This window comes from Bradyrhizobium sp. UFLA03-84 (assembly GCF_002289535.1).
Classification (GTDB): domain Bacteria; phylum Pseudomonadota; class Alphaproteobacteria; order Rhizobiales; family Xanthobacteraceae; genus Bradyrhizobium; species Bradyrhizobium viridifuturi.
The window spans coordinates 1,355,199-1,378,598 of sequence record NZ_NSJY01000013.1; the positions used below are offsets into that span (position 1 = coordinate 1,355,199).

Sequence of the window (23,400 nt, forward strand, 5' to 3'; positions counted from 1 at the left end):
CCGCCGCAACAACGAGCTTCGGGAGAACAGCGATGAAGAGTTTCCAGGTCGTCGATTTCAACGCCCCCTTGAAAGAGGTCGATCAGCCGACGCCGCAGCCGTCGGGCACGCAGGTGCTGATCAAGGTCAAGGCGGCGGGCGTCTGCCACAGCGACCTGCACATCTGGGAGGGCGGCTACGATCTCGGCCATGGCCGCAAGCCGCTGTCGCTCAAGGATCGCGGCGTCTCGCTGCCGCGCACGATGGGCCATGAGACGGTCGGTGAGATCGTGGCCTTCGGTCCCGACGTCAAGGACGCCGACAAGGGCGGCCTCAAGGTCGGCGATGTCGCGCTGGCCTATCCCTGGCTCGGCTGCGGCAAATGCCCGACCTGCCTCGGCGGCGACGAGAACATGTGCGCGATCAAGCCGAATGCGCTCGGCGTCTATTGCGACGGCGGCTACGCCGATCACATGACGGTGCCGCATCCGAAATATCTGCTCAACCTCAAGGGGCTCGATCCGGTCACCGCCGCGCCCTACGCCTGCTCGGGCGTCACCACCTATAGCGCGTTGAAGAAGGTCGAGAAGGATCTCGACACGCCGATCGTGATCTTCGGCGCCGGCGGTCTCGGCCTGATGGCGCTGTCGCTGCTGAAGGCGATGGGCGGCAAGGGCGCGATCGTGGTCGATATCGACGCCAGGAAGCGCGAGGCGGCCGAGGCCGCGGGTGCGCTCGCAACCGTCGACGGCAAGGCGCCCGATGCGCTGGAGCAGCTCATCAAGAAGGCCGGCCAGCCGATCCGCGCCGCGATCGACCTGGTCGGCAATGCCCAGACCTCGCAGCTCGGCTTCGACTGCCTGACCAAGGGCGGCAAGCTCGTGATCGTCGGCCTGTTCGGCGGCGGTGCGACCTGGGCGCTGCCGCTGATCCCGATCAAGGCGGTCACCATTCAGGGCAGCTATGTCGGCAATCTGCGCGAGACGCAGGAGCTGCTCGACCTGGTGCGCGAGAAGAAGATCCCGGCGATCCCGGTGACACCGATGCCGCTGGCGAAGGCGAACGAGGCGCTGACCAATCTGCAGAAGGGCCAGCTCGTCGGACGCGCGGTGTTGACGCCGTAACCGAGCTGTTGTCATTCCGGGGCGCGAAGCGAACCCGGAATCTCGAGATTCCGGGTTCGATGCTTCGCATCGCCCCAGAATGACTGTTGTCTTCCGGAGATCCCCCATGTCCGCCAACGACGCACTTCACATCGCAGTCCTCGGGGGCGATGGCATCGGCCCCGAGGTGATGGCACCGGCGCTCGAGGTGCTGCGCAAGATCGAGGCGTCGGCCGGCCTCAAATTCCGCTTCACCGAGGCGCCTGCGGGCGCCGGCCATTACAAGGAGACCGGCAAGTCGATGCCGGAGAGCACGATCCGGCTGTGCGAGGAGGCCGACGCGATCCTGCTCGGCGCCTGCGGACTGCCGTCGGTGCGCTATCCCGACAATACCGAGATCGCGCCGCAGATCGAATTGCGCGTGATCTTCGATCTCTATGCCGGCGTGCGGCCCGCGCGATTGATTCCGGGCGTAAAGAGCACGATCGTCGGCGCCGATCAGAAGGGCATCGACCTCGTCGTGATCAGGGAATCGACCGAGGGCCTGTTCGCCTCGATGGGCAAGGGCGTCGTCACCGACGATGAGGCGCGCGAGACGATGGTGATCACACGCCGAACCTCGGAACGGTTGTTCGAGTTCTCGTTCCGGCTTGCCGAACGCCGCAAGGCGCGCGGCATGACTGGTGGCGGGCTGACCTGCGTCGACAAGGCGAATGTGTTCAAGGCGTTCGCGTTCTTCCGCAGCATCTTCGACGAGACCGCGAAGCGTCATCCCGACGTCAGGGCCGATCACCTCTACATCGACGCGACCGCGGCGGCGCTAGTGAAGCGGCCCTGGGACTTCGACGTCATGGTCACCGAGAACATGTTCGGCGACATCCTGTCGGATCTCACCGCCGGCCTGATCGGCGGCATGGGCATGGCGCCATCGGCCGACATCGGCGATCGCTACGCGGTGTTTCAGCCCTGCCACGGCACCGCGCCCGACATCATGGGGCAGGGCAAGGCCAATCCGACCGCGATGATCCTGTCAGCGGCGATGATGCTGGACTGGCTCGCCGACAAGCACGGCCTCGAAGGTGCGGCCGAAGCCGGAGAGCGGATCGAGCGCGCGGTCGACAAGGTCTATGCCGGCGGCATCAAGCCGTTCGAGTTCGGCGGCAGCAATGGCACCGCCGATGTTGCCAAGGCCGTGCTGGCGGCGCTTTAGCGCGAAGAGGGGCACTGCCAGGCGTTCGAAGTCAGCAGCAGCTCGGGCCGGCTGACTTGCCCGAGAAATCCTCGGTTGTGTGCCGGCATGTTCCGGCGCGAAAAGGTGAGGGGGCCGAAGCCCCCTCGCGGATCATCAGCGCCGGTGGCCACCGTGATGTCCGCCGCCGTGATGGCCGCCACCATGGTGTCCGCCGTGATGGCGGTGCCCGTGATGATGATGACGCGGATAGAAGTGCGGACGATGATGCCATCCGTGATGGCGCGGTCCGTAGCCGTAGCCCGGTTGCCAGTAGCAACGGCCCCAGCGATCGCAGACCTGGCGCACCTTGTCGACATGGGACGTCTCGCCTGCGATCTGGCTGGCCTGCGGAAGCCCGTTCGGCAGCGCCGACGCCGCACCGGACATCAACGCCGCGCTCCCGAGCGCGGCCAGTCCAATAACGGCAAGCTTGATATTCATCGAAATCTCCTTGGTTGAAGCCTGAAAACGTTCATGCGGCCGCTTGGTTGCTGCGACAAAAAGACAGGCACGTGCACTTGGTTCTGGCGATATCGGTTCAACGCAGGAAATGCGGGAGTTGTGAGGTCGCCTGATGCGCGGGCGACAATTGGCCGCGCGACAGAACGGCGGGCCGACTCGCGATGTCGCGCTTCGTACGGAAGCGCGTTACTGCGTGGTCAGCGGATGTTCGGCGGCCTTGTTGAAGAAGGCGGCTTCCTCGGCAGTGGCTTCGAGGAGCTGCTGGTCCTGGTCGTAGACGTCGTTGCGGAACTGGATGGTCCGGTCCTTCGTCATCCACGCCGTGAGGTAGACCCAGGCCACCGGCACCTTCTTCAGCATGCGGATATCCTGACGCTGTCCGGTGGCGATCGCGGCATCGATGGCGGCGCGGGTCCACTGCGGCTGGTCCTTCAGCAGCCATGCCGCGAGGTCGCGGACATTGTCGACGCGCGAGCAGCCGTGCGAATCGAAGCGATAGTCGTCGCTGAACAGGCTGCGCTGATTGGTGTCGTGCATATAGACCGAATAGGCGTTCGGCATGTCGATCTTGACCGCGCCGAGCGCATTCCACGCGCCGCTCTGCTGACGCACTGTGACGTTCGGCGCATGGTCGCCCGACCAGTCGACCGCATGCGGATCGATCGGGTTGTCGTGGGCGTCGAGCACGTCCATGTGCATGCGCGCCAGATAGGTCGAATCCTTGCGCATATGCGCCGCGATCTCCGTCTTCGTGATCGACGACGGCACTGTCCAGGTCGGATTGAGAATGACGTCGGTGATCTCGGACGTCAGCGTCGGTGAAGGCTTCTCGGTCTTGCCGACGATCACGCGGTAGCGCCGCACGACCTTGTCGTCCTCGACGGCCTCGGCGAAGGTGGCGGGAATGTTGACGACCACGTAGCGCTGCCCGAACTGGAAATCCATCTGGTCGAGCCGTTCCAGCGAGGCCTCGAGTTGCTTGATCCGCTTCTGGACGGGGACGTTGAGCGCAGCCAGCGTCCGCGGCGTCAGGGTGCCGGTCGCCGCGAGGCCGTGGCGTGCCTGGAAGTGCTTCACCGCCTCGGCCACAACCTCATCATAGGCGCCGGTGGTCTTGTCGGCAGAGAGGTCGCCGGTGATGATCAGGCGCTTGCGCAGCAGATCGTCACTGCTGCCCTGGACGCCCAAGGCAAATTTCGCGTCCGCAGGGATCGTGGGCCAACCGCCGCGGGCGGCGAGATCGGAATAGCTCTTCAGCACCTCGCGAATGCGCTGCGCGCTGCCCTGATCGTAGATCGGCTCGTGCGACAATGCGAGCGCGGCAACGGACCGGGCTTCCGCGACCGAGGCAGGCGCAGCCGGCTTGACCTGGCCTGGCTGGGGGACCGCCGGCGCAGCATGATGGGGCGGCACCGCCGCGGCCGGGCCGGGCGCGCCGGCGGTTTGGGCGAATGCCGGCAGAGCCGCGAGCACGCTGGCCACGGCGGCGAGTGTCACTCTCTGCATATCGCGTTTCTCCGGACTGCGCCGCTCGCGCGAGAAATCGGAAGGCATCGCCGCGGCCGCTCGAATCGACGAGGCGGCGCGTCGGTGCGGAGCTGATGATCTACCTCGAGACCGTTGCGTCTTGATTAAATTTTGGTTTGCGGCAGGTCCATGACCGCAACCTGCGCGCCGGAACGCCTCGACCGACCGGCGCCGAACGAGCAAAGAAAAAGCGCTGCCATCGCCGATGGCAGCGCTTTGATATCTTCCTGGCCCGCTCGACGCGTGCTGGTCCCGATGACCGGCCGCCGGCCAATCCGCTCGCCCTGGTCGGTCGCGTTCGCGGTGTCGCGACCGTACCTGTGCTGCCGCTCAGTCTTCGTTGGCGGCGATCGATTCCATCAGCGACACCAGCTGGCGCTGCACGGTCTGATCCTTGATCTTGCTGTAGGCGCGCAGCAACCGGAGGCTGAACGCGCTGTCGAGGAACAGCAGGCTCTCGACTTCGCGGGCCTTGTTGTCGCCGTCGTAGAAGAAGGTGACCGGCACATCCAGCGCGCTAGCGATCTGCTGAAGGCGCGCGGCGCCGACGCGGTTCACGCCCTTCTCGTACTTCTGAACCTGCTGGAAGCTGACGCCCAGCTTGTCGCCGAGCTCTGCCTGCGAGATCTTCTGCTCGACACGGCGCAGGCGAATCCGCTTGCCCAACTCAATGTCCGGCTTGCCGGCACTGCGCTGCTTCATCTTCTTTGCTGCTGATCTGTTCATTCTTGTGACCCGTCCTTCAAATCGAGAATCCCTGGCCCGGTCGGGTCAGGGACACGTTCATGATGTACCGCGTTAAGTTCGAGTGGATCGTCAGTTCGTCCGAACGACGAAATCCAAGAAGATCGCGGGATGGTATCCAGACGCAAATGCGCATTGGAAGCACCCTAGTACCGACTCGGTCGACTACCTGAAGTCGACCGCGCCAAGGTGTCTATCGACACCCCGCCCTATACATTTGGCAAAATATTGACCAAACCACAACTAGCGCGAGTTTGATCGACACAGATTTTGCGCGCATGCTTACTGGGCGGCAATGCACTGCGCCCGTAGTTCTACGGGCAACCAATATTGTACGGGCGTCTTTGCATGGATGCAACCCCAGCTAGTGCATCCAGAGGTCGCGGGTGACGGGCTGAGGTTGCTTGACTGAATTGCCGCCAATGCGAAAACTTTGACGTAAGTCCAAGTCGGGCTTTCGGAATGTTGCTGGACAATTGCCCAAAAGTTCTGAATCATCTGGAACAATTGTGCGCCTACGAAACGCCGGCGAACTCTGGCAGGAGAGGCCAAATGAAGCGGAAGAGGGGAACACCTCGACTCTACCTCGCGGCTTCGGGAGTGGAAGGTATGCCGGTCGCAAATACGGAAGAACGGTTGCTGGCGCTGCTCGCAACCCTTGAAGAATGTCAGGCATTTCTGACTGACCGGGCGAACACGGAGACGGCGCGGCTGTTGTCCCTTGCGATCCTCGAGCTTCGGATGGAGCTCCACAAGGTGACGGATTCCGAGTTGAAGGCGCTGTGCGACATGATCGCGTCGGACGAGCCGGTGCAGGAACCGGCGACCAGGCAGTTGCCGCCGTATCTGCGGCTCATCAAGTAAGTCCGCGCCCCGCGCGATGCGCGGGACGCTCTTGGTCCTGTACCTTGCGGCTTCAGCCCGCGGTCACATCGACCGCGTCAGTGCCTTCGAGCACGCGACGGGCCTTGTCCCGATCCAGGTCACCTTCCCAAGCCGCGACCACGACGGTAGCGACGCAGTTGCCGATCAGGTTGCCGACTGCGCGCGCCATGCCGATGAACCAATCGACCGAGAGCACCAGCACGAGGCCGATCGCCGGGATGCTCGGCACGGCATTGAGCGTCGCCGCCAGGATGACGATCGCGGAACCCGGCACGCCATGCGCGCCCTTCGAGGTGATCAGCGATACGCCGAGCACGAGCAGCAGGTCGCCGAACGACAGCGGCGTGTTGGTGGCCTGCGCGATGAAGACGACGGCCAGCGTCAGGTAGATCGAGAATGCGTCGAGGTTGAACGAATAGCCGGTCGGAATCACGAGGCCGACCACCGAATCCTTGACGCCGAAACGCTCCAGCTTGCGCATCACCTGCGGCAGCACCGCGTCTGAGGATGCGGTGGCGACCACGATCATCAATTCCTCGCGCAGGTAGCCGAGGAACTTGAGGATGTTGATGCCGGCGAGCGCCATCACGGCGCCGAGCACGCCGAGCACGAAGATCGCGACCGAGACGTAGAACAGCGCCACCAGCGACAGCAGCTGCTTCAGCGAGCCGACGCCGTATTTGCCGACCGTGTAGGCGACGGCGCCGAGCACGCCGATCGGCGCGAAGCGCACGATCAGGCCCATGGCGCGGAACAGCACGGTGGAGACCGCGTCGATGAAGGAGGAGATCCGCTCGCCCTTCTCGCCGCCGACCAGCGCCAGGCTGACGCCGAAGATGATGGCGAAGAACAGCACCTGCAGCACGTCGTTGCGCGACAGCGCGTCGAACGAAGTGCTCGGGATGATGTTGAGCAGGAAGCTGCCGATGCCTTCGCCTTTCAGCTTCTGCGCGTTGCTGGCGTAGCTGCCAAGCGCCTTGGCGTCGAGCGTCGAGGTGTCGATATTCATGCCGTGACCGGGCCCGAACAGATAGGCCAGGATCAAGCCGATCACGAGCGCCACCGTCGTCATCGCTTCGAAATACACCAGCGCCTTGACGCCGACGCGCCCGACCTTCTTGAGGTCGCCGGCGCCCGCGATGCCGTGCACCACCACGCAGAACACGATCGGCGCCACGATCATCGAGATCAGCTTCAGGAAGGCATCGCTGAAGATCTTCAACCCGATCGCGAAATCGGGCGCCGCCATGCCGATGACGATGCCGAGCAGCAGCGCGACAAGCACCTGCACGAACAGTGATGTGTAGAGCGGCTTGCGTGCCGTGCTGGCTTCCGCTGCGATGGTCGACATGAATTCCCCCTGTTTCCGGTCGTCCGAACCCGCCCCATCTTAGCAACTTGCGTGCCAAGTTGTCGCAGGATTGGGGGCCGTTTGCCCGGTCAATCGCCGGTTTCGAGGGTGCTGGTCACCGTGTAGACGACGCCGTGGGGCAGGAAATCGACCGTGGCTTCGCCGCCGAGTTGGTCGCGGGCGCTGCGCTCGATCAGTCGGGAGCCGAAGCCGCGCTGGACCGGCGCCGCGACGGGCGGGCCGCCGGTCTCGGTCCAGATCATCCGGAGCTTCGGTGTCGGACCTTCCTCGAGGATTTCCCAATCCAGCGTCACCGTGCCGGTGTCGTTGGACAGCGCGCCATATTTGGCGGCGTTGGTCGCCATCTCGTGCAGGAGCATCGAGAGCACCAGGGCAAGCCGGGGCGACAGCGGCACCCGCGGTCCGAACATCTTGACCCGCTCGGAGGTGTTGTTCAGCAGATATGGCCGCAGCACGCGGCTGATGACGTCCTGGAGGTCGGAGCCCTGCCATTTGTCGGTCGAGAGCAGATTGTGCGCCTCGGCAAGCGCGCCGAGCCGTCCCTCGAATTTCTCGCGCTCGGCGCGGCTCGCGCTGCGGAAGGTCTGTGTGGCGATCGATTGCAGGATTGCCAGCGTGTTCTTGACGCGATGGTTGAGTTCCTCGATCAGGAGGTCGTGCAGCTTCTCGCCGCGCGCGATCGTGGTCGCCATCCGCACCGCGAAGCCGAGGCCGACCATGAGCAGGACGCCGCCGATCACGGCCGTGATCGCAAGTGAGCGCCACAGCGGCGCCACCAGCGAGTTCTCGGCGATCCCGGCCGCGACGGTCCAGCCGGTGAGGCGAGACCGGGTGAAGCCGGTAATCAGCGCCACGCCTTCGAGCGACACGGTCGGCAGTGTCGCCTCGCTGCGGCGGAACATCTCGGCAAACAACGTCGGCGAGGCACGCTGCCCGACGGTCGCTTCCGGATTCGGGACCCGCGCCAGGTTGACGCCGTCGCCGTCGAAGATCGAGATGGTCCAGTCCTGATTCAGGCGCTGCTTTTCGATCATGGCCTGAAAGACCTCGATCGGCGGGCTGAAGGAGATGTCGTAGAGCACCTCGTCGTCGCGGATCACCGGCACTTCGACAGTGATGATCAGGCGCTGCTTCACCTGGCCGAAGAACAGGTTGGAATATTGCGGCTGGCGCGTCGCAAACACCTTCTCGACGATCTCGAGATTGTTGCGCGGCGGCAGATTCGCGGTGTCCGGCGTCAGCGAGGAGAACGCCTGGCGTCCGGCACGGTCCGCCACCAGCACCACGCCGTCCTTGCCATACTGGTCGAGGAAGCCGGCCGCGACGCGGCGGAAGTTGTCGAACTCGCTGTTGCGCAGCGAGTTGGTCAGCGCCAGCACCTGGAGCCCGCCGGTCATGCGCTGCATTTCGGCATCGAGCAGCAGGCGGATGCTGCGCGCCGTCTCCAGCACGCGCTGCGTGGCGGCCTGACGATCCCGCTGGTAATTGTGAAACACGATCCCGGCCGCGAAAACGATCAGCGGCAACATCGTCCCCGCGACCAGAAGCGCGAGACGCACTGGCAATGTCAGTTTCGGCACAATGTCCCCGGGTCGGCGCCCGTTTGCGGTGAGCTTAGGGGAAGTCGCAAAAGTCCGCCAAAGGAAATGACTGGCAATCGGAAAAATTCCGCGGCGCCAGGTGCACGATCCGGAAAAGTCTGAAGCGGTTTTCCCGCGCGACAAGCGCGGGACGCGCTTGCGCGGAGATCATGCTCAGAGGAGTTGTGCGCCGCGGAAGAGGCATCGGTCAGAGATTGCTCTCGGTGATCGCGGCGTACACCATGGTGCGCAGCTCGCGCCGCAGCGGATAGGCGCTCGACGGCAGCACCTGGGTCATGAAGATCGTGATCAGCTCCTCGGCCGGATCGATGAAGAACGACGTCGTCGCGGCGCCGCCCCAGTTGAATTCGCCCGGGCTGCCGGCGATCAGCGTCTGCGCCGGATGCATGGTGACGGCGAAGCCGAGGCCGAAGCCGATGCCGTTATAGGCGGCCTCGGCGAACATCGAACGCGACATCGCCGGCAGGTCGACGCCGCCCGGCAGATGGTTGGACGCCATCAGCTTCAACGTCTTCGGGCCGAGCAGCCGGACGCCGCCGAGCTCGCCGCCGTTGAGCAGCGCCCGGCAGAAGGTCAGGTAGTCGGCCGCAGTCGAGCACAGCCCGCCACCGCCCGAGACCAGCGAGGGCGGCGACAGGAACGAGCTGGTGGTCGGATCGTCCTGCAAGGTCAGCGTGCCCTTGCGCTCGGCGGCGAGCGGATTGAAGCCGCCTTGCGGATCGGCGGAATAGCAGGCGGCAAAGCGGTGCGCCTTGTCTGAAGGCACGAAGAAATCGGTGTCGTTCATGCCGAGCGGCTTGAAGATCCGCTCCTTCAGAAACTGCTCGAACGGCACGCCTGAGATCTTGCCGACGAGATAGCCGAGCACGTCGGTTGAGACCGAGTAATTCCAGGCCTCGCCCGGCGAGAACTCCAGCGGGATCTTCGCCAGGTCCTCGATCATGCTGTCGAGCGTGCCGGCCTTGATGACCTCGCCGATCTTCTTCTCGCGATAGGCGGCGTCGACATTGGAGCGCTGCTGGAAGCCGTAAGTGAGGCCCGAGGTGTGGCGCAGGAGATCGACGATCTGCATCGGCCGCGTCGGTGGGCGGGTCAGGAAGGCGGGCGCGGTGCCGGCGACGAACACGCCGAGGTTCTTCCATTCCGGGATGTACTTTGCGACCGGCTCGTCGAGCGCGACCTTGCCTTCCTCGACCAGCATCATGAAGGCGACCGACGTGATCGGCTTGGTCATCGAATAGATGCGGAAAATCGTGTCGTCCTTCATCGGCGCCTTGCGCTCGAGGTCGGCAAAGCCCTGGACGGTGGAATGCACGATCTTGCCGCGGCGATAGATCAGGACCTGGGTGCCGGGAAAGCGGCCGGAATCGAGGTAGCGGCTCTTCAGATGCGCTTCGAGGCGGTTGAGGGCGGTGGTCGACATTCCCGCGGATTCGGGCGAGGCAGGCGTGGGAGCTAACATCGGGCAATTTCTCCGGCTGGCGAGGCAGCCTTGATAGCCGAAAAGTGTCCGCTGCACCAATCGCCGGCCGCTTACTGGCCCCGGGCGGGTAGTGTACGCTCGCCCCTGCAATCACGCCCCAAAGGGCCCTCAAGGGAAACGCCGAGATGACCCAGTTCAACGAAACCGAGCTCACCACAGCCGTCATCCGCAGCTTCGACCAGACGCCCGATCCGAGGGCCAAGTTCCTGCTGCAGGAACTGGTGAAGTCGCTGCACGATTATGTGCGCAAGACCAATCTCACCTTCGAGGAGTGGGACCACGCGATCGGCTTCCTGACCCGCACCGGACAAAAGTGTACCGACATCCGTCAGGAATTCATCCTGCTGTCCGACGTGCTCGGCGTGTCGATGCTGGTCGACGCCGTCAACCACAGGGATCGCGACGGTGCGACCGAGACCACCGTGCTCGGCCCGTTCTATGTCGGCGAGCACAAGGTGACGCCGCACGGCACCGACATCTCGGCGAGCCTGCCCGGCGAGCGCATGTTCGTGCAGAGCCGCGTCACCGACCTCAACGGTAAGCCGCTCGCCAACGTGCCGGTCGATGTCTGGCACGCCGATGACGACGGGTTCTATGACTCGCAGAAGCCGAACTATGCCAGCGAAGGTCCGTCCTCGCGGGCGCGCTTCGTCACCGATGCCGACGGCCGCTTCTTCTTCCGCACCATCGTGCCGTGCAGCTATCCGATCCCGACCGACGGTCCGGTCGGGCAGATGATCACGCAGACCAACCGTCACCCGATGCGGCCGGCGCATGTGCACTTCCTGGTCAACGCCAAGGGCCATGAGCCGTTGATCACGCATGTGTTCGTCGAGGGCGATGAGTACATCGACTCCGATGTCGTGTTCGGCGTGAAGGACGAGCTGATCGCCAAGGTCGAGAAGCGCACCGATCCTGTCATGCCGGATGGCCAGCGGTCGGACGGACCGTGGAGCCTGATGACCTACGAATTCCATGTGAAGCCCGGCAGCGGCATGGCGCCGGCACCGCTCGGCACCAAGGTCAGCGAAGATGCCTGACGCGTTTGTCGAAAACCGCCTGCTCAATTTATGTGCGGCGCACAAGAATTGAGCGATCAGCAAGTTTTGGCAGCGCGCGGACGGGTTGCGCGCGCTGCGACAAGTTGCGCAAAACATTGCGATAAAATCGATTTTTGCACTGCGGTGGCTTGGCACGAGGCTTGAATAGTCAAGCGCTGACGCCATTGAAGCCGTCCCTCGAGGCCACCCCATCGGATTGCTGACGCCGCCAGACCGGGCCTCCCCGGTGCATGCCCTTTTGCGCCCTGCGCGCGTCGCCGCCGACCGACGGTGCTCGACGCACAGACGCAACACGCAACGCAACGACGCAAAGGACGACCGATGACCAAGCCCAGCAACACGCCCCCGAGCCGTGCGATCAGCCGTCGCCGGCTGTTGAAGGCGACCAGTGGCGCCGCCGCGCTGCTCGCCGCGGCCAAGCTCAACTTCCCCGCCGGAGCATTCGCGCAGGGCGCGGGTCCGGAGGTGAAAGGCGCCAAGCTCGGCTTCATCGCGCTGACCGATGCCTCGCCGCTGTTCGTCGCCAAGGAGAAGGGCATCTTCGCCAAATACGGCATGCCCGACGTCGAGGTGCAGAAGCAGGCCTCTTGGGGCACCACGCGCGACAACCTCGTGCTCGGCTCCGAGGGCAACGGCATCGACGGTGCGCATATCCTGACCCCGATGCCGTATCTGATTTCGGCCGGCAAGGTGACGCAGAACAATCAGCCGACGCCGATGTACATCATGGCGCGGCTCAATCTGAACGGTCAGTGCATTTCGGTCGCGAAGGAATATGCCGATCTCAAGGTCGGCATCGACACTGCGCCTTTCAAAGCGGCGCTGGAGAAGAAGAAGGCCTCCGGCAAGGCGGTGAAGGCCGCGATGACCTTCCCGGGCGGCACGCATGATCTCTGGATCCGCTACTGGCTCGCCGCCGGCGGCATTGATCCCGACAAGGACATCGAGACCATCGTGGTGCCGCCGCCGCAGATGGTGGCCAACATGAAGGTCGGCACGATGGACTGCTTCTGTGTCTGCGAGCCGTGGAATCTGCAGCTGATCCACCAGGACATCGGCTACACCGCGATCACGACCGGCGAGCTCTGGGACAAGCATCCGGAGAAGTCGTTCGGCCTGCGCGCCGCCTGGGTCGACAAGAACCCGAAGGCCGCCAAGGCGCTGCTGATGGCGGTCATGGAAGCCCAGCAGTGGTGCGAGAAGATGGAGAACCGCGAGGAGACCGCGGCGATCTGCGCCAAGCGGCAATGGATCAACTGTCCGGTCGAGGACATCACCGATCGCATGAAGGGCAAGTTCGACTACGGCACCGGCCGCGTGGTCGAGAACTCGCCGCAGCAGATGCGGTTCTGGAAGGACAATGCGTCCTATCCCTATCAGAGCCACGACCTCTGGTTCCTGACCGAGGATATCCGCTGGGGCAAGTACGAGGCGGGCTTCGACACCAAGGCGCTGATCGCCAAGGTCAATCGCGAGGATCTCTGGAAGGAGGCCGCCAAGGAGCTCGGCGTGCCGGCATCGGATATCCCGACCTCGACCTCGCGCGGCAAGGAGACCTTCTTCGACGGCAAGGTGTTCGATCCCGCCGATCCAGCCGCGTATCTGAAGTCGCTGTCCATCAAGCGTGTCGATGTCTGAGCCCGACAGGGCCGCGCTCTCTTGCGCGGCCCGTCGCCCGACCACGGAGATCATCTGTCAATGTCGATGCCTGCCATCAAGACCGAACTGTCAGCGGCGGCGATCCCGCAGGCCGCTACCGCGGCACCGGTCGTGACCATGACGCCGAAGCGCGCACCGCGCGCCGAGACCTACGCCAGGTTGGCGAAGGAGACCGCGGCGCGCGTCGTGCCGCCGCTGATCGTGGTCGCGCTGCTGCTGGTGGTGTGGGAGTTGATCTGCCGCCGCGCCGGCTCCAGCCTGCCGCCACCGTCTAAGGTGTTCAAGGACACCAGAGAGCTGATCCTCGATCCGTTCTTCGACAATGGCGGCATCGACAAGGGCCTGTTCTGGCATCTCTCCGCCAGCCTGCAGCGCGTCGCGTACGGCTATTCGCTGGCGGCGATCGCGGGCATCGCGCTCGGCACGTTGGTCGGCCAGTCGGTGTGGGCGATGCGCGGGCTCGATCCGCTGTTCCAGGTGCTGCGCACGATTCCGCCGCTCGCCTGGCTGCCATTGTCGCTCGCCGCATTCCGCGACGGCCAGCCCTCGGCGATCTTCGTCATCTTCATCACCTCGGTGTGGCCGATCATCATCAACACCGCGGTCGGCATCCGCAACATCCCGCAGGACTACCGCAACGTCGCCGCGGTGGTGCAGCTCAATCCGCTGGAGTTCTTCACCAAGATCATGATCCCGGCGGCTGCGCCCTACATGTTCACCGGCCTGCGCATCGGCATCGGCCTGTCCTGGCTCGCGATCGTTGCCGCGGAAATGCTGATCGGCGGCGTCGGCATCGGCTTCTTCATCTGGGATGCGTGGAATTCCTCGCATATCAGCGAGATCATCCTGGCGCTGTTCTATGTCGGCATCATCGGCTTCGTGCTCGACCGTCTCATTGCAGGGCTGGGCAAGATCGTGACCCGCGGCACGGCGGCGAACTGAGGGAAACATCATGCAGGCCTATCTGAAGCTCGACCACATCGACAAGACCTTCACCCGCGGCACTGCGACCACGGAGGTTCTGAAGGACATCAACCTGACCATCGAGAAGGGCGAATACGTCTCGATCATCGGCCATTCCGGCTGCGGCAAGTCGACCTTGCTCAACATCGTCGCCGGCCTCACCGGCGCGACCAATGGCGGCGTGCTGCTGGAGAACCGCGAGGTCAATTCGCCGGGACCGGATCGCGCCGTCGTGTTCCAGAACCACAGCCTGCTGCCGTGGCTGACCGTCTACGAGAACGTCAAGCTCGGCGTCGACAAGGTGTTCGCCAGGACCAAGAACCGGGCCGAGCGCGACGCCTGGGTAATGCACAATCTCAGCCTGGTGCAGATGGCGCATGCCAGGGACAAGCGTCCGAGCGAGATCTCGGGCGGCATGAAGCAGCGCGTCGGCATCGCGCGGGCGCTCGCCATGGAGCCGAAGGTGCTGCTGCTCGACGAGCCGTTCGGCGCACTCGATGCGCTGACCCGGGCGCATCTGCAGGACTCGGTGATGGCGCTGCACCAGAAGCTCGGCAATACCATCCTGATGATCACCCACGACGTCGACGAGGCCGTGCTGCTGTCGGACCGCATCGTCATGATGACCAACGGCCCGAGCGCGCGGATCGGCGAGGTGCTCGAGGTGCCCCTGGCGCGTCCGCGCAAGCGGCTCGAGCTCGCGACCAACGCCAGCTACCTGAAGTGCCGGCAGCGCGTGCTCGAATTCCTCTACGAGCGCCACAGCTTCGTCGAGGCGGCGTGATGATGACATCGGTATCAGGCGCGTTTGCTTTGAACCGAAATGCCGGATGCGACTACCAATGCTCGCATTTCGAAAATCATTTCAGAGTTCATTTCAGAACCGAGGAGAGTTGAGATGAATCCGGCCCAAATCAAGCTGGTTCAGGAAAGCTTTGGCAAGGTTGCGCCGATCTCCGAGCAAGCCGCGGTCATTTTCTACGACCGCTTGTTCGAAGTCGCACCCACCGTGAAGGCGATGTTTCCCGCCGACATGAAGGAGCAGCGCAAGAAGCTGATGACGACGCTCGCCGTCGTCGTCAACGGGCTGAGCAATCTCGACACCATCCTTCCCGCCGCGAGCGCGCTCGCCAAGCGCCATGTCGGCTATGGCGCCAAGCCCGAGCATTACCCGGTGGTCGGCGGCGCGCTGTTGTGGACGCTGGAAAAAGGCCTCGGCGATGCCTGGACACCTGACGTCGCCGCTGCATGGACCGCGGCCTACGGCACGCTGTCCGGCTTCATGATTTCGGAAGCGTATGACGGAGCGCAGGCGGCGGAGTAGGGATGAGCTGAAGACTCTGCGTCGTTGCGCGGGTCGGTCCGATCCGGCTACCGCGCAGGCGGATAGGTGGATTGCTTCGCTGCGCTCGCAATGACAGAGGCAAGCAACTAAGGTTCGCCCGTTCCGCCAACGGGTGAACCAACGATGATGTACCTGGAAACGCCGCCGAAACTGATCCCGACCGAAATCTTTTCCGCCGTGCCCACCAAATTCCGCCGCAGGGTGGCGAGCGAATGGGCCGACGCCAACCGGCCGGGCGCGGTGACCGACTGCTTCATCGAGGGGCCGTCATTCGATCCCGATGGTAATCTCTACATCGTCGACATTCCGTTCGGCCGCATTTTCAGGATCGCGCCGGACAGGACGTGGACGCAGGTTGCCGAGTATGACGGCTGGCCGAACGGGCTGAAGATCGATCCGATGGGCCGCGTCCTGATCGCCGACTACCGGCACGGGCTGATGGAGCTCGACCCCGGATCGGGTAAGGTCACGCCGCTGCTGCGCTCGCGCAATTCGGAATCGTTCCGCGGCTGCAACGACCTGCACATCGCCTCGAGCGGCGACATCTATTTCACAGACCAGGGCCAGACCGGGCTGCACGATCCGACCGGCCGCGTCTACCGGCTGCGGGTTAACGGCGCGCTCGACTGCCTGATCGACACCGGCATCAGCCCGAACGGCCTGGTGCTCGATCCGCACGAGGCGGTGCTGTTCGTCGCCATGACGCGCGACAACGCGGTGTGGCGCGCGCCGTTCATGAAGGACGGCAGCGTGTCGAAGGTCGGGCGCTTCTGCTCACTGTTCGGCCCGAGCGGGCCCGACGGCATGACTATGGACGGCGCTGGGCGGCTGTTCGTCGCGCACGCTTCGCTCGGCCACGTCTTCGTGTTCGCACCGAACGGCGAGTGCATCGCGCGGATCAAGTCCTGCGCCGGCCAGAGCTGCACCAATGTCGCGATCGGCGGCGCCAACCGCGACCGGCTCTACATCACGGAATCGGTGACCGGCACGGTGCTGGTCGCCGACATCAGCGGGCTCGGCTGATCGTTTCCCGCTCCCGTGGCCTATGCGGCGAGGTTCGGCCGCTCGGGGAAAGGCGAGTCGTACAGCCAGGCCAGCTTGTCGCAGAATTGCTCGAGGCTGGTCTCGCGGATCAGCTGGTTGCGTAGCAGCGCGTGCACGCCGGCGGGATGATAGACGTGGGTGCCGAGTTCGCGCGCCTGAAGCTGAACCCGCGCCGTGCGGATCAGCCGAACCTGCCGGTACTTTTCCAGCGCCTGCTCGAAGCGATCCGGCGTCTCCGCCAAGAGCTCGGCGAGCCAGACCGCGTCCTCCAGCGCCATGCAGGCGCCCTGCGCAAAATATTGCAGCATCGGATGCGCGGCGTCGCCGAGCAGCACTGCTCGCCCGTCAATCCAGCGCTCGATGGGATCGCGATCGCAGGTCACCCACGCCTTCCAGTCCCTGCCGTGGTGAATGATCGCCTTGGCGCGTGGATGGACGTCGCGAAAACCTTCCAGCACCTCCTCATGGGTTACAGGCCTCGCGGCAAAGGCTTCGGCCGGATCGTTGTGACAGGTGATGGCGAGGTTGAACACCTTCCAGCCCGAGAGTGGGTAGTGCACCAGATGGCACTTGGCGCCGGCCCATAGCGTTGCGGCGTTCCAGCGCAAATCTTCCGGCATCTGCTCGGTCGGGATGACAGATCGATAGGTGGTGTGGCCGGCGATCCGCGGCGGGCCGTCATCGACCATCTGCTGGCGGATCCGGGACCGCAGCCCGTCGGCGCCGATCAAAAGGCAGCCTTTGACGCGCCCGCCGTCCTTCAGCCTAGCGACGATTGTTTCGCCGTCCTGGTCATACCCGATGACGTCGCAGTCGCTGCGCAGCGTGATGGAAGCATGCGCCTCGCAGGCGCGCAGGAAGATGCCGTGCAAATCGCCGCGATGAACCACCGCATAGGGATTGCGGAAGCGCCGGCGGAAATAGCTGGTGAGATCGATGCTGGTGATCTCTTCGGCCGAGATGGCGTCCATCAGCCGCAGCTGGTCGATGAACACCGCAATCGAGCGGGCAGCGTCGCCAAGATCGAGATGGTCGAATGCATGGAACGCGTTCGGGCCGAGCTGGATGCCGGCGCCGATCTCCTGATAGCGCGGCGCGCGTTCCAGCACGGTGACCTGAAATCCCTTGCGGGCCAGCGCGACCGCCGCGGCCAATCCGCCGATGCCGCCGCCTGCAATGATGATCAGATCCCTGCGCATGTCCTCTCCCTGAACTGTGGTCCTATTTCCTCGGTATCTTGGGCCGGCGGCCGGCATTGTCCTTGGCGTCGGGCTTTGCGTTGGTCCTGGCGCCGATCTTGGCCTCGCGCGTCTCTTTCGCCGCCGCCGCTGTGGGCACCTCGATCAGGCCGGCCTCGACCTCGTGCTCGAGCTGATCGAGATTCTTGTAGAGCTCGACCAGCACCCGCTTCAGCTCGGCCGCCTCCTTCGCGGACATCGCCCCGGTCGCGACCTCCTCATAGTGTTGGGCGATCGGCATCAGCCGGGACGCCAGCTCGGCGCCTTCAGGTGTCAGCGCCACCTGAAGGCTGCGCTGGTCGTTCTCCGGCCGGTCGCGTGTCAGCAGGCCGGCGCGGCTCATCTCGGCGACGATGCGCGACAGCGTCGAGACGTCGGCCGAGGTCAGTTCGGCGATTTCGCCGAGCCGGAGCGGGTGTCCCTGCTCCGAGAGTGCGGCGAGCACGCGGTACATCGGCAGCGTCAACTTCTCGTGACGGATGACGCGGACGAACAAATCGCCCATCCGCACGCCGAGCCTTGCGAGCAGATAGGGAAGCGAATTCGAAAATCGGTACATCGGCTTAGGTCCGGGCTTGATTCCAGGCAGGGGACGCCCGCCCGGAATAGCCGCCGGTCTTCGCATCGACAACAGTTGCATCTCAATTATTTGCATTTGCAACTTTCTCATTGACAAATATTTGGACTGGATGTTTTGTCCTGTCAACACGGAAACGAGCACGCGAGCCGGAAAGGACGACGCCATGCAGGGAAAGATCGCGCTGGAGGAGCACTTCGCCATCGAGGAGACGGTTCGCGACAGCGCGGGCTTCTCGCCGGCCGACGATTGGATCGAGCTCAAGGCTCGGCTGCTCGACATTCAGGACCGCCGTCTTGCCGAGATGGATGCGCACGGCATCGAACTGATGCTGCTGTCGCTGAACGCGCCGGCGATCCAGGCCATTCCCGATCGCAACCGCGCGCTGGAGCTGTCGCGCCGCGCCAATGATTTCCTTGCCGAGCAGGTCGCGCGGCGTCCGCAGCGTTTTCAGGGGCTGGCCGCGTTGCCGATGCAGGATCCGGAAGCCGCCGCGCGCGAGCTCGATCGCTGCGTCAGCGCGCTGAAATTCCGCGGCGCGCTGGTCAACGGCTTCAGCGAGGCCGAAGGCCATGACGGCGGGCTCTATTACGACCTCAAGGAATTCTGGCCGTTCTGGTCGGAGGTCGAGCGGCTCGACATTCCTTTCTATCTGCATCCGCGCAATCCGCTGCCGAAGGATGCCGCGATCTACGAGGGCCATCGCTGGCTGATGGGGCCGACCTGGGCGTTCGGCCAGGAGACCGCGGTGCACGCGCTGCGCCTGATGGGCTCTGGCCTGTTCGATGCCTATCCGCGGCTGCAGATCATCATCGGTCACATGGGCGAGGGCCTGCCGTATTCGATGTGGCGGGTCGACAACCATAACAAGTGGATGCGCGCGCAGAACGTCTATCCCGCCAAGCGCAAGATCGCCGATTACTTCCGGGAAAATTTCTACATCACGACGTCGGGCAATTTCCGGACGCAAACCCTGATCGACGCGATGCTCGAGATCGGCGCCGACCGCATCCTGTTCTCGGCCGATTGGCCGTTCGAGAATATCGACCACGCCGCCGAATGGTTCGACACCGCGACCATCGCCGAAGGCGACCGCATCAAGATCGGCCGCGACAACGCCCGCCGGTTGTTCAGGCTCTAACCGCGCGTCGTCAAACCTGCCGCAGAGCAGGGCGCATCATCTGTTGCAATGGAGGAAACCGTGAGCACTTCGCCTGAAATCGACGTGCATGAGGAATTGTCCAACGCGGCCGTCGGCCGGCTGCACATACTCCTCGGCATCCTGATCACGCTCATCACGCTGTTCGACGGCTATGACACGTTCAATCCCGCCTATGTCATCCACTACGTGGCAAAGCCCTGGGGGCTCTCGCCGAGCCAGGCGGGGTTGCTGGTGAGCTCGGGCCTGGTCGGATTCCTGTTCGGCGCGGTCGGGCACGGCACGGTTGCGGACCGGCTCGGCCGGCGCGGCACGCTGCTGGCTGGCCTGTGGATCGTCAACGTCTTCACGCTGCTGACCGCAACCATCGGCAACGACTTCTGGAGTTTTTGCACGCTGCGCTTTGCGACCGGCCTCGGCCTCGGCGTGCTACTGCCGCTCGGCACGACCTTCGTCAACGAGCTGGCGCCGCGCCGCGTCAGCAACGCATTTTCGCTTTGGGGCGTGACGCTGGGCTGGTCGCTCGGCGGCGTCTGCGCCGGGCTGGTCGGGGTCTATCTGACGCCGCACTACGGCTGGCAGATCCTCTATTACCTCGGCGCACTATCGATCCCGCTGACCTTTGTCGCGCACGCGGTGCTGCCTGAAAGCCCGCAATTCCTGGCGGCGCGGCGCCGCACCGAGGAGCTGCGCGCACTGCTTGCGCGGCTTCGCCCGGAGCGCGCCGTGGTCTATCGCAATGCGAGTTTCGCCTCTGCCGACGCCGGCAGCGTGTCCAACCCGGTCGCAGCGCTGCTGAGCCCGCGCTATCGCCGCGTCTCGCTGACGATCTGGATCACGGCGTTCCTCAGCCTGTTCGCGATCTTCGGCCTGACCGGCTGGATCCCGACGGTCATGCAGAAGCGCGGCGAGACGTTTGCGGCATCGTTCGGCTTCGGCGCGCTGATGCAGGCGATGTCGTTCGTCGGCGGGCTGACGCTCGCGATGCTGGCCGATCGCAGGATGTCGCTGACGCCGCGCTACCTCGCCGCAATGGTGGCTGACCGGCGGCATTGCCGTGTTGGCGCTGGTGTTCGTCAGCGGACACGGCGTCAATCTTGCGATCGTCGCCATCGCCGGCTTCTGCATCATCGGCGCGCAGCACGTGCTCAACAACTTCACCGCGGGCTCGTACGAAACCCTGCTGCGGGCCAGCGGCGTCGGCATGGAGCTGGGCGTCGGCCGGGTCGGCGCGATCCTCGGCCCCTATCTGATCGGACTGCTGCAGCAGGTGACCGGCGGGCCCGACATCGTGTTCTGGGTGATCGGCGGGGCCGCGATCGTCGGCGCGCTCGCGATCGGCTCGCTCGGACTTGCCGCCGCGGCCCGGCCCGCCGCCATCGATCCGGCCCCGGCGGAGTGACGATGCAGCCGTTCGCCTACAACGCGCCGGCAACCCGGGTGATTTTCGGATCCGGCACCCGCGCGCGCCTAGCCGATGAAGTCCGGCGTCTTTCGTGCCGCCGGGCGCTGCTGCTGTCGACCGCGCCGCAGCGCGGCGAGGCCGACGCGCTTGCCGCCGATCTCGGCGCGCTTGCAGCGGGCGTGTTTGCGGAAGCCGCGATGCACACGCCGGTCGACGTGACGGCAAGGGCCGTGGCCCAGGTGCGGGCGCTCGATGCCGATTGCGTGGTGGCCATCGGCGGCGGCTCGGCTACCGGGCTCGGCAAGGCGATCGCGCTCCACACCGATCTCCCGCAGATCGTGCTGCCGACCACCTATGCCGGCTCCGAGGCGACCGCGATCCTCGGCCAGACCGAAGGCGGCCGGAAGATCACGCTGCGCAACGCCAAGGTGCAGCCGGAGGCGATCATTTACGACGTCGATCTCACGCTCACGCTGCCGCCGCAACAGAGCGCCGTCTCCGGCCTCAACGCAATCGCTCATGCGGTCGAGGCACTGTACGCGCATGATCGCAACCCGGTCACCTCGCTGATCGCCGGGGAAGCGATCCGCCGCTTCGCGCAATCGCTGCCCAAACTAATGGCCGCGGCCGGCGATCGCGACGCGCGCTCCGATGCGCTCTATGCGGCGTGGCTGTGCGGCTGTTGCCTCAATGCGGTAAGCATGGGCCTGCATCACAAGCTCTGCCATACGCTCGGCGGCATGTTCGACCTGCCGCATGCGGAGACCCATGCGGTGATCCTGCCGCACGCGGTCGCCTACAATACGCCGGCGGCCGCCGATGCGATGCAGCACATCGCGCTGGCGCTAGGCGCCACCGATGCGAGCGCAGGTCTGTTCGACCTGGCGCATCGGCTCGGCGCGCCGACCTCGCTTGCCGCGCTGGGAGTGCAAGCATCGGACCTCGACCGCGCGGCGGCGGCTGCTATCGAAACGCCCTATCCAAATCCACGGCCGCTCGCGCTGCCGGCGCTTCGAGCGCTGCTCGACGACGCGCTGCACGGCGTGCGGCCAATGTCTTCATCGAGCCGCGGGGAGGCCTCGCATGCGTGATTTCGACGAGCACAACATCACACGAGCCGTGATCGACAGCCTGGCGCAGACCGGGGACGCACGCCTCAAGACCGTGATGACCAGCCTCGTGCGTCACTTGCATGATTTCGTGCGCGACGTCGAAATCAGCTTCGAGGAATGGAGCGCGGCGATCGATTTCCTGACCCGGACCGGACAGATGTGCAGCGACAAGCGGCAGGAGTTCATCCTGCTCTCCGACACGCTCGGCGTCTCGATGCTGGTCGATGCGATCAACCATCGGATGCCGGAGGGCGCGACCGAGACGACCGTGCTTGGTCCGTTCTTCGTCGCAGCTGCGCCCGAGCTGCCGTTTGGCGCCGATATCTCCGGCGGCATCGAAGGTGAGAAGCTCAGCGTGAACGGCGTCGTCTGTGCGTCCGATGGCCGGCCGCTTGCCGAGGCGACGGTCGATGTGTGGCATGCCGATGATGACGGCTATTACGACGTCCAGCAGGCGGATCTGCAATCGCTCGCGATGCGGGCGCGGTTCAGGACCGATCGCGACGGACGGTTCGCCTTCACTTCGATCATGCCGGCATTCTATCCGATCCCGCATGACGGTCCTGTCGGCGAGATGCTCGAGGCGCTCGGACGTCACCCGTACCGCCCGGCGCATGTCCATTTCATGATCGCCGCCGAGGGCTATGAGACGCTGATCACCCACATCTTCGATGCGGAAAGCCCGTACCTCGATTCCGATGCGGTGTTCGGCGTCAAGAACTCGCTGATCGCGCCATTCCCCCGCGACGACCGCTCCGGGAAAGTTCAGCGCGGCCTCTCATACCGGTTTGGCCTCAAGCCGCTTCCCAACGCCGCGCAGCTCGTTTGAGCGAGGCAGCCGCACCAATCGAGGATTTCAACACCAGAGGAGACCGCTGATGTCCAGTTCCACCCATGTTGCGGCCGGCGACAAGGCCGGCCGCCTGTCCGAATCGTGGGTCCTGCTGTTTGCCCGGCTGGCGATCGCGCCGCTGTTTCTCTACAGCGGCATCGGCAAGCTGATGGCCTTCTCCACGACCGCCGGACGTCTCGGCGGCGCCGACGGCATCGGTGCGGTGCTCGCGGCGGGTGCTACGGCAGTTGAGCTTGGCTGCGGCGTGGCGCTGGTGCTCGGCCTGTTCGCACGCCAGGCCGCTGCCGTCCTGTTCCTGTTCACGATCGCCGCGACGCTGATGTTTCACAATTTCTGGGCCGCGCCCGAGGCGCAGGTCGTGACCCAGACCATCAACTTCCTGAAGAATCTCGGCCTGCTCGGCGCTCTCGCGATGATCGCAAGCTACGGGCCGGGAAGCTACGCCCTGCGCGCAGGCGCGCGAGCAGGCTCCTGATTGCTGCGTGCCCAGCGGCATCGGTTCATGCGCCGGCTCTGGAACGCCGGAGGCCGGCGCGATGGAAAGCAGCCAGTCGCTGAACACCTGCTCAGCTTGCGCGGCGACCGGCTTTGCCAGCG

The 23,400-nt window shown here is 64.8% G+C and carries 21 protein-coding genes and 1 pseudogene; 14 read left to right on the forward strand and 8 right to left on the reverse strand.

Translation table 11 applies throughout. The features are described 5' to 3' along the window. The first annotated feature begins 32 nt into the window (after positions 1 to 32). A complete protein-coding gene (locus CK489_RS20455) occupies positions 33 to 1,103 on the forward strand; it encodes an alcohol dehydrogenase (protein WP_050629650.1) in 1,071 nt (356 codons plus the stop codon). Positions 1,104 to 1,209: 106 nt separating this feature from the next. Next, the gene (locus CK489_RS20460; protein WP_095733467.1) at positions 1,210 to 2,292 is read left to right on the forward strand and encodes an isocitrate/isopropylmalate dehydrogenase family protein; all 1,083 of its coding nucleotides are present in this window, start codon (positions 1,210 to 1,212) and stop codon (positions 2,290 to 2,292) included. Positions 2,293 to 2,427: 135 nt separating this feature from the next. Here the strand turns inward: CK489_RS20460 and CK489_RS41420 are convergent, their stop codons facing one another. The 3 genes from CK489_RS41420 to CK489_RS20475 form a co-directional block, all read right to left on the reverse strand. Continuing rightward, on the reverse strand, positions 2,428 to 2,754 hold the full coding sequence (locus CK489_RS41420) for a hypothetical protein (RefSeq protein WP_158226479.1): 327 nt from the start codon (positions 2,752 to 2,754) through the stop codon (positions 2,428 to 2,430). A 207-nt stretch (positions 2,755 to 2,961) separates the two neighbouring features. Then, on the reverse strand, positions 2,962 to 4,281 hold the full coding sequence (locus CK489_RS20470; protein ID WP_095733738.1) for a L,D-transpeptidase family protein: 1,320 nt from the start codon (positions 4,279 to 4,281) through the stop codon (positions 2,962 to 2,964). Between the two features lie 351 nt (positions 4,282 to 4,632). Continuing rightward, a complete protein-coding gene (locus CK489_RS20475; RefSeq protein ID WP_094194089.1) occupies positions 4,633 to 5,028 on the reverse strand; it encodes a helix-turn-helix domain-containing protein in 396 nt (131 codons plus the stop codon). Between the two features lie 570 nt (positions 5,029 to 5,598). On the opposite strand from CK489_RS20475, the gene CK489_RS20480 reads away from it, so the two are divergent. Next, complete coding sequence (locus tag CK489_RS20480) at positions 5,599 to 5,910, forward strand: hypothetical protein (RefSeq protein WP_128089583.1); 312 nt, start codon at positions 5,599 to 5,601, stop codon at positions 5,908 to 5,910. 52 nt (positions 5,911 to 5,962) lie between these two features. Here the strand turns inward: CK489_RS20480 and CK489_RS20485 are convergent, their stop codons facing one another. The 3 genes from CK489_RS20485 to CK489_RS20495 form a co-directional block, all read right to left on the reverse strand. Beyond that, positions 5,963 to 7,282, reverse strand: a complete 1,320-nt coding sequence (locus CK489_RS20485) for a dicarboxylate/amino acid:cation symporter (RefSeq protein ID WP_095733469.1) — start codon at positions 7,280 to 7,282, stop codon at positions 5,963 to 5,965. A gap of 89 nt (positions 7,283 to 7,371) precedes the next feature. Beyond that, complete coding sequence (locus CK489_RS20490; RefSeq protein ID WP_198960965.1) at positions 7,372 to 8,883, reverse strand: sensor histidine kinase; 1,512 nt, start codon at positions 8,881 to 8,883, stop codon at positions 7,372 to 7,374. A 208-nt stretch (positions 8,884 to 9,091) separates the two neighbouring features. Continuing rightward, entirely contained in the window at positions 9,092 to 10,366 is a 1,275-nt protein-coding gene (locus CK489_RS20495) for a serine hydrolase domain-containing protein (RefSeq protein ID WP_095733471.1), read from the reverse strand. Between the two features lie 146 nt (positions 10,367 to 10,512). Between CK489_RS20495 and CK489_RS20500 the strand changes: the two genes are divergently transcribed. The 6 genes from CK489_RS20500 (at position 10,513) to CK489_RS20525 (ending at position 16,438) form a co-directional block, all read left to right on the forward strand. Beyond that, the gene (locus CK489_RS20500) at positions 10,513 to 11,427 is read left to right on the forward strand and encodes an intradiol ring-cleavage dioxygenase (RefSeq protein ID WP_095733472.1); all 915 of its coding nucleotides are present in this window, start codon (positions 10,513 to 10,515) and stop codon (positions 11,425 to 11,427) included. A gap of 342 nt (positions 11,428 to 11,769) precedes the next feature. Then, the gene (locus tag CK489_RS20505) at positions 11,770 to 13,086 is read left to right on the forward strand and encodes a CmpA/NrtA family ABC transporter substrate-binding protein (RefSeq protein WP_095733473.1); all 1,317 of its coding nucleotides are present in this window, start codon (positions 11,770 to 11,772) and stop codon (positions 13,084 to 13,086) included. Positions 13,087 to 13,146: 60 nt separating this feature from the next. Next, the gene (ntrB, locus tag CK489_RS20510) at positions 13,147 to 14,049 is read left to right on the forward strand and encodes a nitrate ABC transporter permease (protein ID WP_050629644.1); all 903 of its coding nucleotides are present in this window, start codon (positions 13,147 to 13,149) and stop codon (positions 14,047 to 14,049) included. A gap of 10 nt (positions 14,050 to 14,059) precedes the next feature. Then, complete coding sequence (locus CK489_RS20515) at positions 14,060 to 14,854, forward strand: ABC transporter ATP-binding protein (protein ID WP_050629643.1); 795 nt, start codon at positions 14,060 to 14,062, stop codon at positions 14,852 to 14,854. Between the two features lie 114 nt (positions 14,855 to 14,968). Further along, positions 14,969 to 15,394 (forward strand): globin family protein, encoded by a 426-nt coding sequence (locus CK489_RS20520; protein ID WP_095733474.1) that lies wholly within the window; start codon positions 14,969 to 14,971, stop codon positions 15,392 to 15,394. A gap of 144 nt (positions 15,395 to 15,538) precedes the next feature. Next, positions 15,539 to 16,438 (forward strand): SMP-30/gluconolactonase/LRE family protein, encoded by a 900-nt coding sequence (locus tag CK489_RS20525; RefSeq protein ID WP_198960966.1) that lies wholly within the window; start codon positions 15,539 to 15,541, stop codon positions 16,436 to 16,438. Between the two features lie 20 nt (positions 16,439 to 16,458). Here CK489_RS20525 and CK489_RS20530 read toward each other — a convergent pair whose 3' ends face one another. Together CK489_RS20530 and CK489_RS20535 are read right to left on the reverse strand one after the other, a co-directional pair. Then, positions 16,459 to 17,658 (reverse strand): 3-hydroxybenzoate 6-monooxygenase, encoded by a 1,200-nt coding sequence (locus CK489_RS20530; RefSeq protein ID WP_095733475.1) that lies wholly within the window; start codon positions 17,656 to 17,658, stop codon positions 16,459 to 16,461. A 22-nt stretch (positions 17,659 to 17,680) separates the two neighbouring features. Beyond that, positions 17,681 to 18,256 carry a MarR family winged helix-turn-helix transcriptional regulator gene (locus CK489_RS20535; RefSeq protein WP_158226480.1) on the reverse strand — a complete coding sequence of 192 codons (576 nt, stop codon included), beginning with the start codon at positions 18,254 to 18,256 and terminating at the stop codon, positions 17,681 to 17,683. Between the two features lie 184 nt (positions 18,257 to 18,440). Here CK489_RS20535 and CK489_RS20540 point away from each other — a divergent pair, with 184 nt between their 5' ends. The 5 genes and pseudogenes from CK489_RS20540 (at position 18,441) to CK489_RS20560 (ending at position 23,278) form a co-directional block, all read left to right on the forward strand. After that, positions 18,441 to 19,415, forward strand: coding sequence for an amidohydrolase family protein (locus CK489_RS20540; RefSeq protein WP_095733476.1), 975 nt, complete (start codon positions 18,441 to 18,443; stop codon positions 19,413 to 19,415). A gap of 48 nt (positions 19,416 to 19,463) precedes the next feature. After that, positions 19,464 to 20,405, forward strand: a pseudogene (locus CK489_RS42320) (MFS transporter); the annotation flags it as partial. Between the two features lie 432 nt (positions 20,406 to 20,837). Then, positions 20,838 to 21,929, forward strand: a complete 1,092-nt coding sequence (locus tag CK489_RS42325; protein WP_095733477.1) for a maleylacetate reductase — start codon at positions 20,838 to 20,840, stop codon at positions 21,927 to 21,929. Further along, positions 21,922 to 22,779, forward strand: coding sequence for an intradiol ring-cleavage dioxygenase (locus CK489_RS20555; protein ID WP_095733478.1), 858 nt, complete (start codon positions 21,922 to 21,924; stop codon positions 22,777 to 22,779). The genes CK489_RS42325 and CK489_RS20555 overlap by 8 nt, the downstream gene beginning before the upstream one ends. A 49-nt stretch (positions 22,780 to 22,828) precedes the next feature. Then, positions 22,829 to 23,278 carry a DoxX family protein gene (locus tag CK489_RS20560; protein ID WP_095733479.1) on the forward strand — a complete coding sequence of 150 codons (450 nt, stop codon included), beginning with the start codon at positions 22,829 to 22,831 and terminating at the stop codon, positions 23,276 to 23,278. Positions 23,279 to 23,400 lie beyond the last annotated feature (122 nt).

Bases quoted from the DNA above. Each gene is read 5' to 3' on its own strand.
- CK489_RS20455 (WP_050629650.1), top strand. From the start codon at position 33: ATGAAGAGTTTCCAGGTCGTCGATTTCAACGCCCCCTTGAAAGAGGTC.
- CK489_RS20460 (WP_095733467.1), top strand. From the start codon at position 1,210: ATGTCCGCCAACGACGCACTTCACATCGCAGTCCTCGGGGGCGATGGC.
- CK489_RS41420 (WP_158226479.1), bottom strand. From the start codon at position 2,754: ATGAATATCAAGCTTGCCGTTATTGGACTGGCCGCGCTCGGGAGCGCG.
- CK489_RS20470 (WP_095733738.1), bottom strand. From the start codon at position 4,281: ATGCAGAGAGTGACACTCGCCGCCGTGGCCAGCGTGCTCGCGGCTCTG.
- CK489_RS20475 (WP_094194089.1), bottom strand. From the start codon at position 5,028: ATGAACAGATCAGCAGCAAAGAAGATGAAGCAGCGCAGTGCCGGCAAG.
- CK489_RS20480 (WP_128089583.1), top strand. From the start codon at position 5,599: ATGAAGCGGAAGAGGGGAACACCTCGACTCTACCTCGCGGCTTCGGGA.
- CK489_RS20485 (WP_095733469.1), bottom strand. From the start codon at position 7,282: ATGTCGACCATCGCAGCGGAAGCCAGCACGGCACGCAAGCCGCTCTAC.
- CK489_RS20495 (WP_095733471.1), bottom strand. From the start codon at position 10,366: ATGTTAGCTCCCACGCCTGCCTCGCCCGAATCCGCGGGAATGTCGACC.
- CK489_RS20500 (WP_095733472.1), top strand. From the start codon at position 10,513: ATGACCCAGTTCAACGAAACCGAGCTCACCACAGCCGTCATCCGCAGC.
- CK489_RS20505 (WP_095733473.1), top strand. From the start codon at position 11,770: ATGACCAAGCCCAGCAACACGCCCCCGAGCCGTGCGATCAGCCGTCGC.
- ntrB (WP_050629644.1), top strand. From the start codon at position 13,147: ATGTCGATGCCTGCCATCAAGACCGAACTGTCAGCGGCGGCGATCCCG.
- CK489_RS20515 (WP_050629643.1), top strand. From the start codon at position 14,060: ATGCAGGCCTATCTGAAGCTCGACCACATCGACAAGACCTTCACCCGC.
- CK489_RS20520 (WP_095733474.1), top strand. From the start codon at position 14,969: ATGAATCCGGCCCAAATCAAGCTGGTTCAGGAAAGCTTTGGCAAGGTT.
- CK489_RS20525 (WP_198960966.1), top strand. From the start codon at position 15,539: ATGATGTACCTGGAAACGCCGCCGAAACTGATCCCGACCGAAATCTTT.
- CK489_RS20530 (WP_095733475.1), bottom strand. From the start codon at position 17,658: ATGCGCAGGGATCTGATCATCATTGCAGGCGGCGGCATCGGCGGATTG.
- CK489_RS20535 (WP_158226480.1), bottom strand. From the start codon at position 18,256: ATGTACCGATTTTCGAATTCGCTTCCCTATCTGCTCGCAAGGCTCGGC.
- CK489_RS20540 (WP_095733476.1), top strand. From the start codon at position 18,441: ATGCAGGGAAAGATCGCGCTGGAGGAGCACTTCGCCATCGAGGAGACG.
- CK489_RS42325 (WP_095733477.1), top strand. From the start codon at position 20,838: ATGCAGCCGTTCGCCTACAACGCGCCGGCAACCCGGGTGATTTTCGGA.
- CK489_RS20555 (WP_095733478.1), top strand. From the start codon at position 21,922: ATGCGTGATTTCGACGAGCACAACATCACACGAGCCGTGATCGACAGC.
- CK489_RS20560 (WP_095733479.1), top strand. From the start codon at position 22,829: ATGTCCAGTTCCACCCATGTTGCGGCCGGCGACAAGGCCGGCCGCCTG.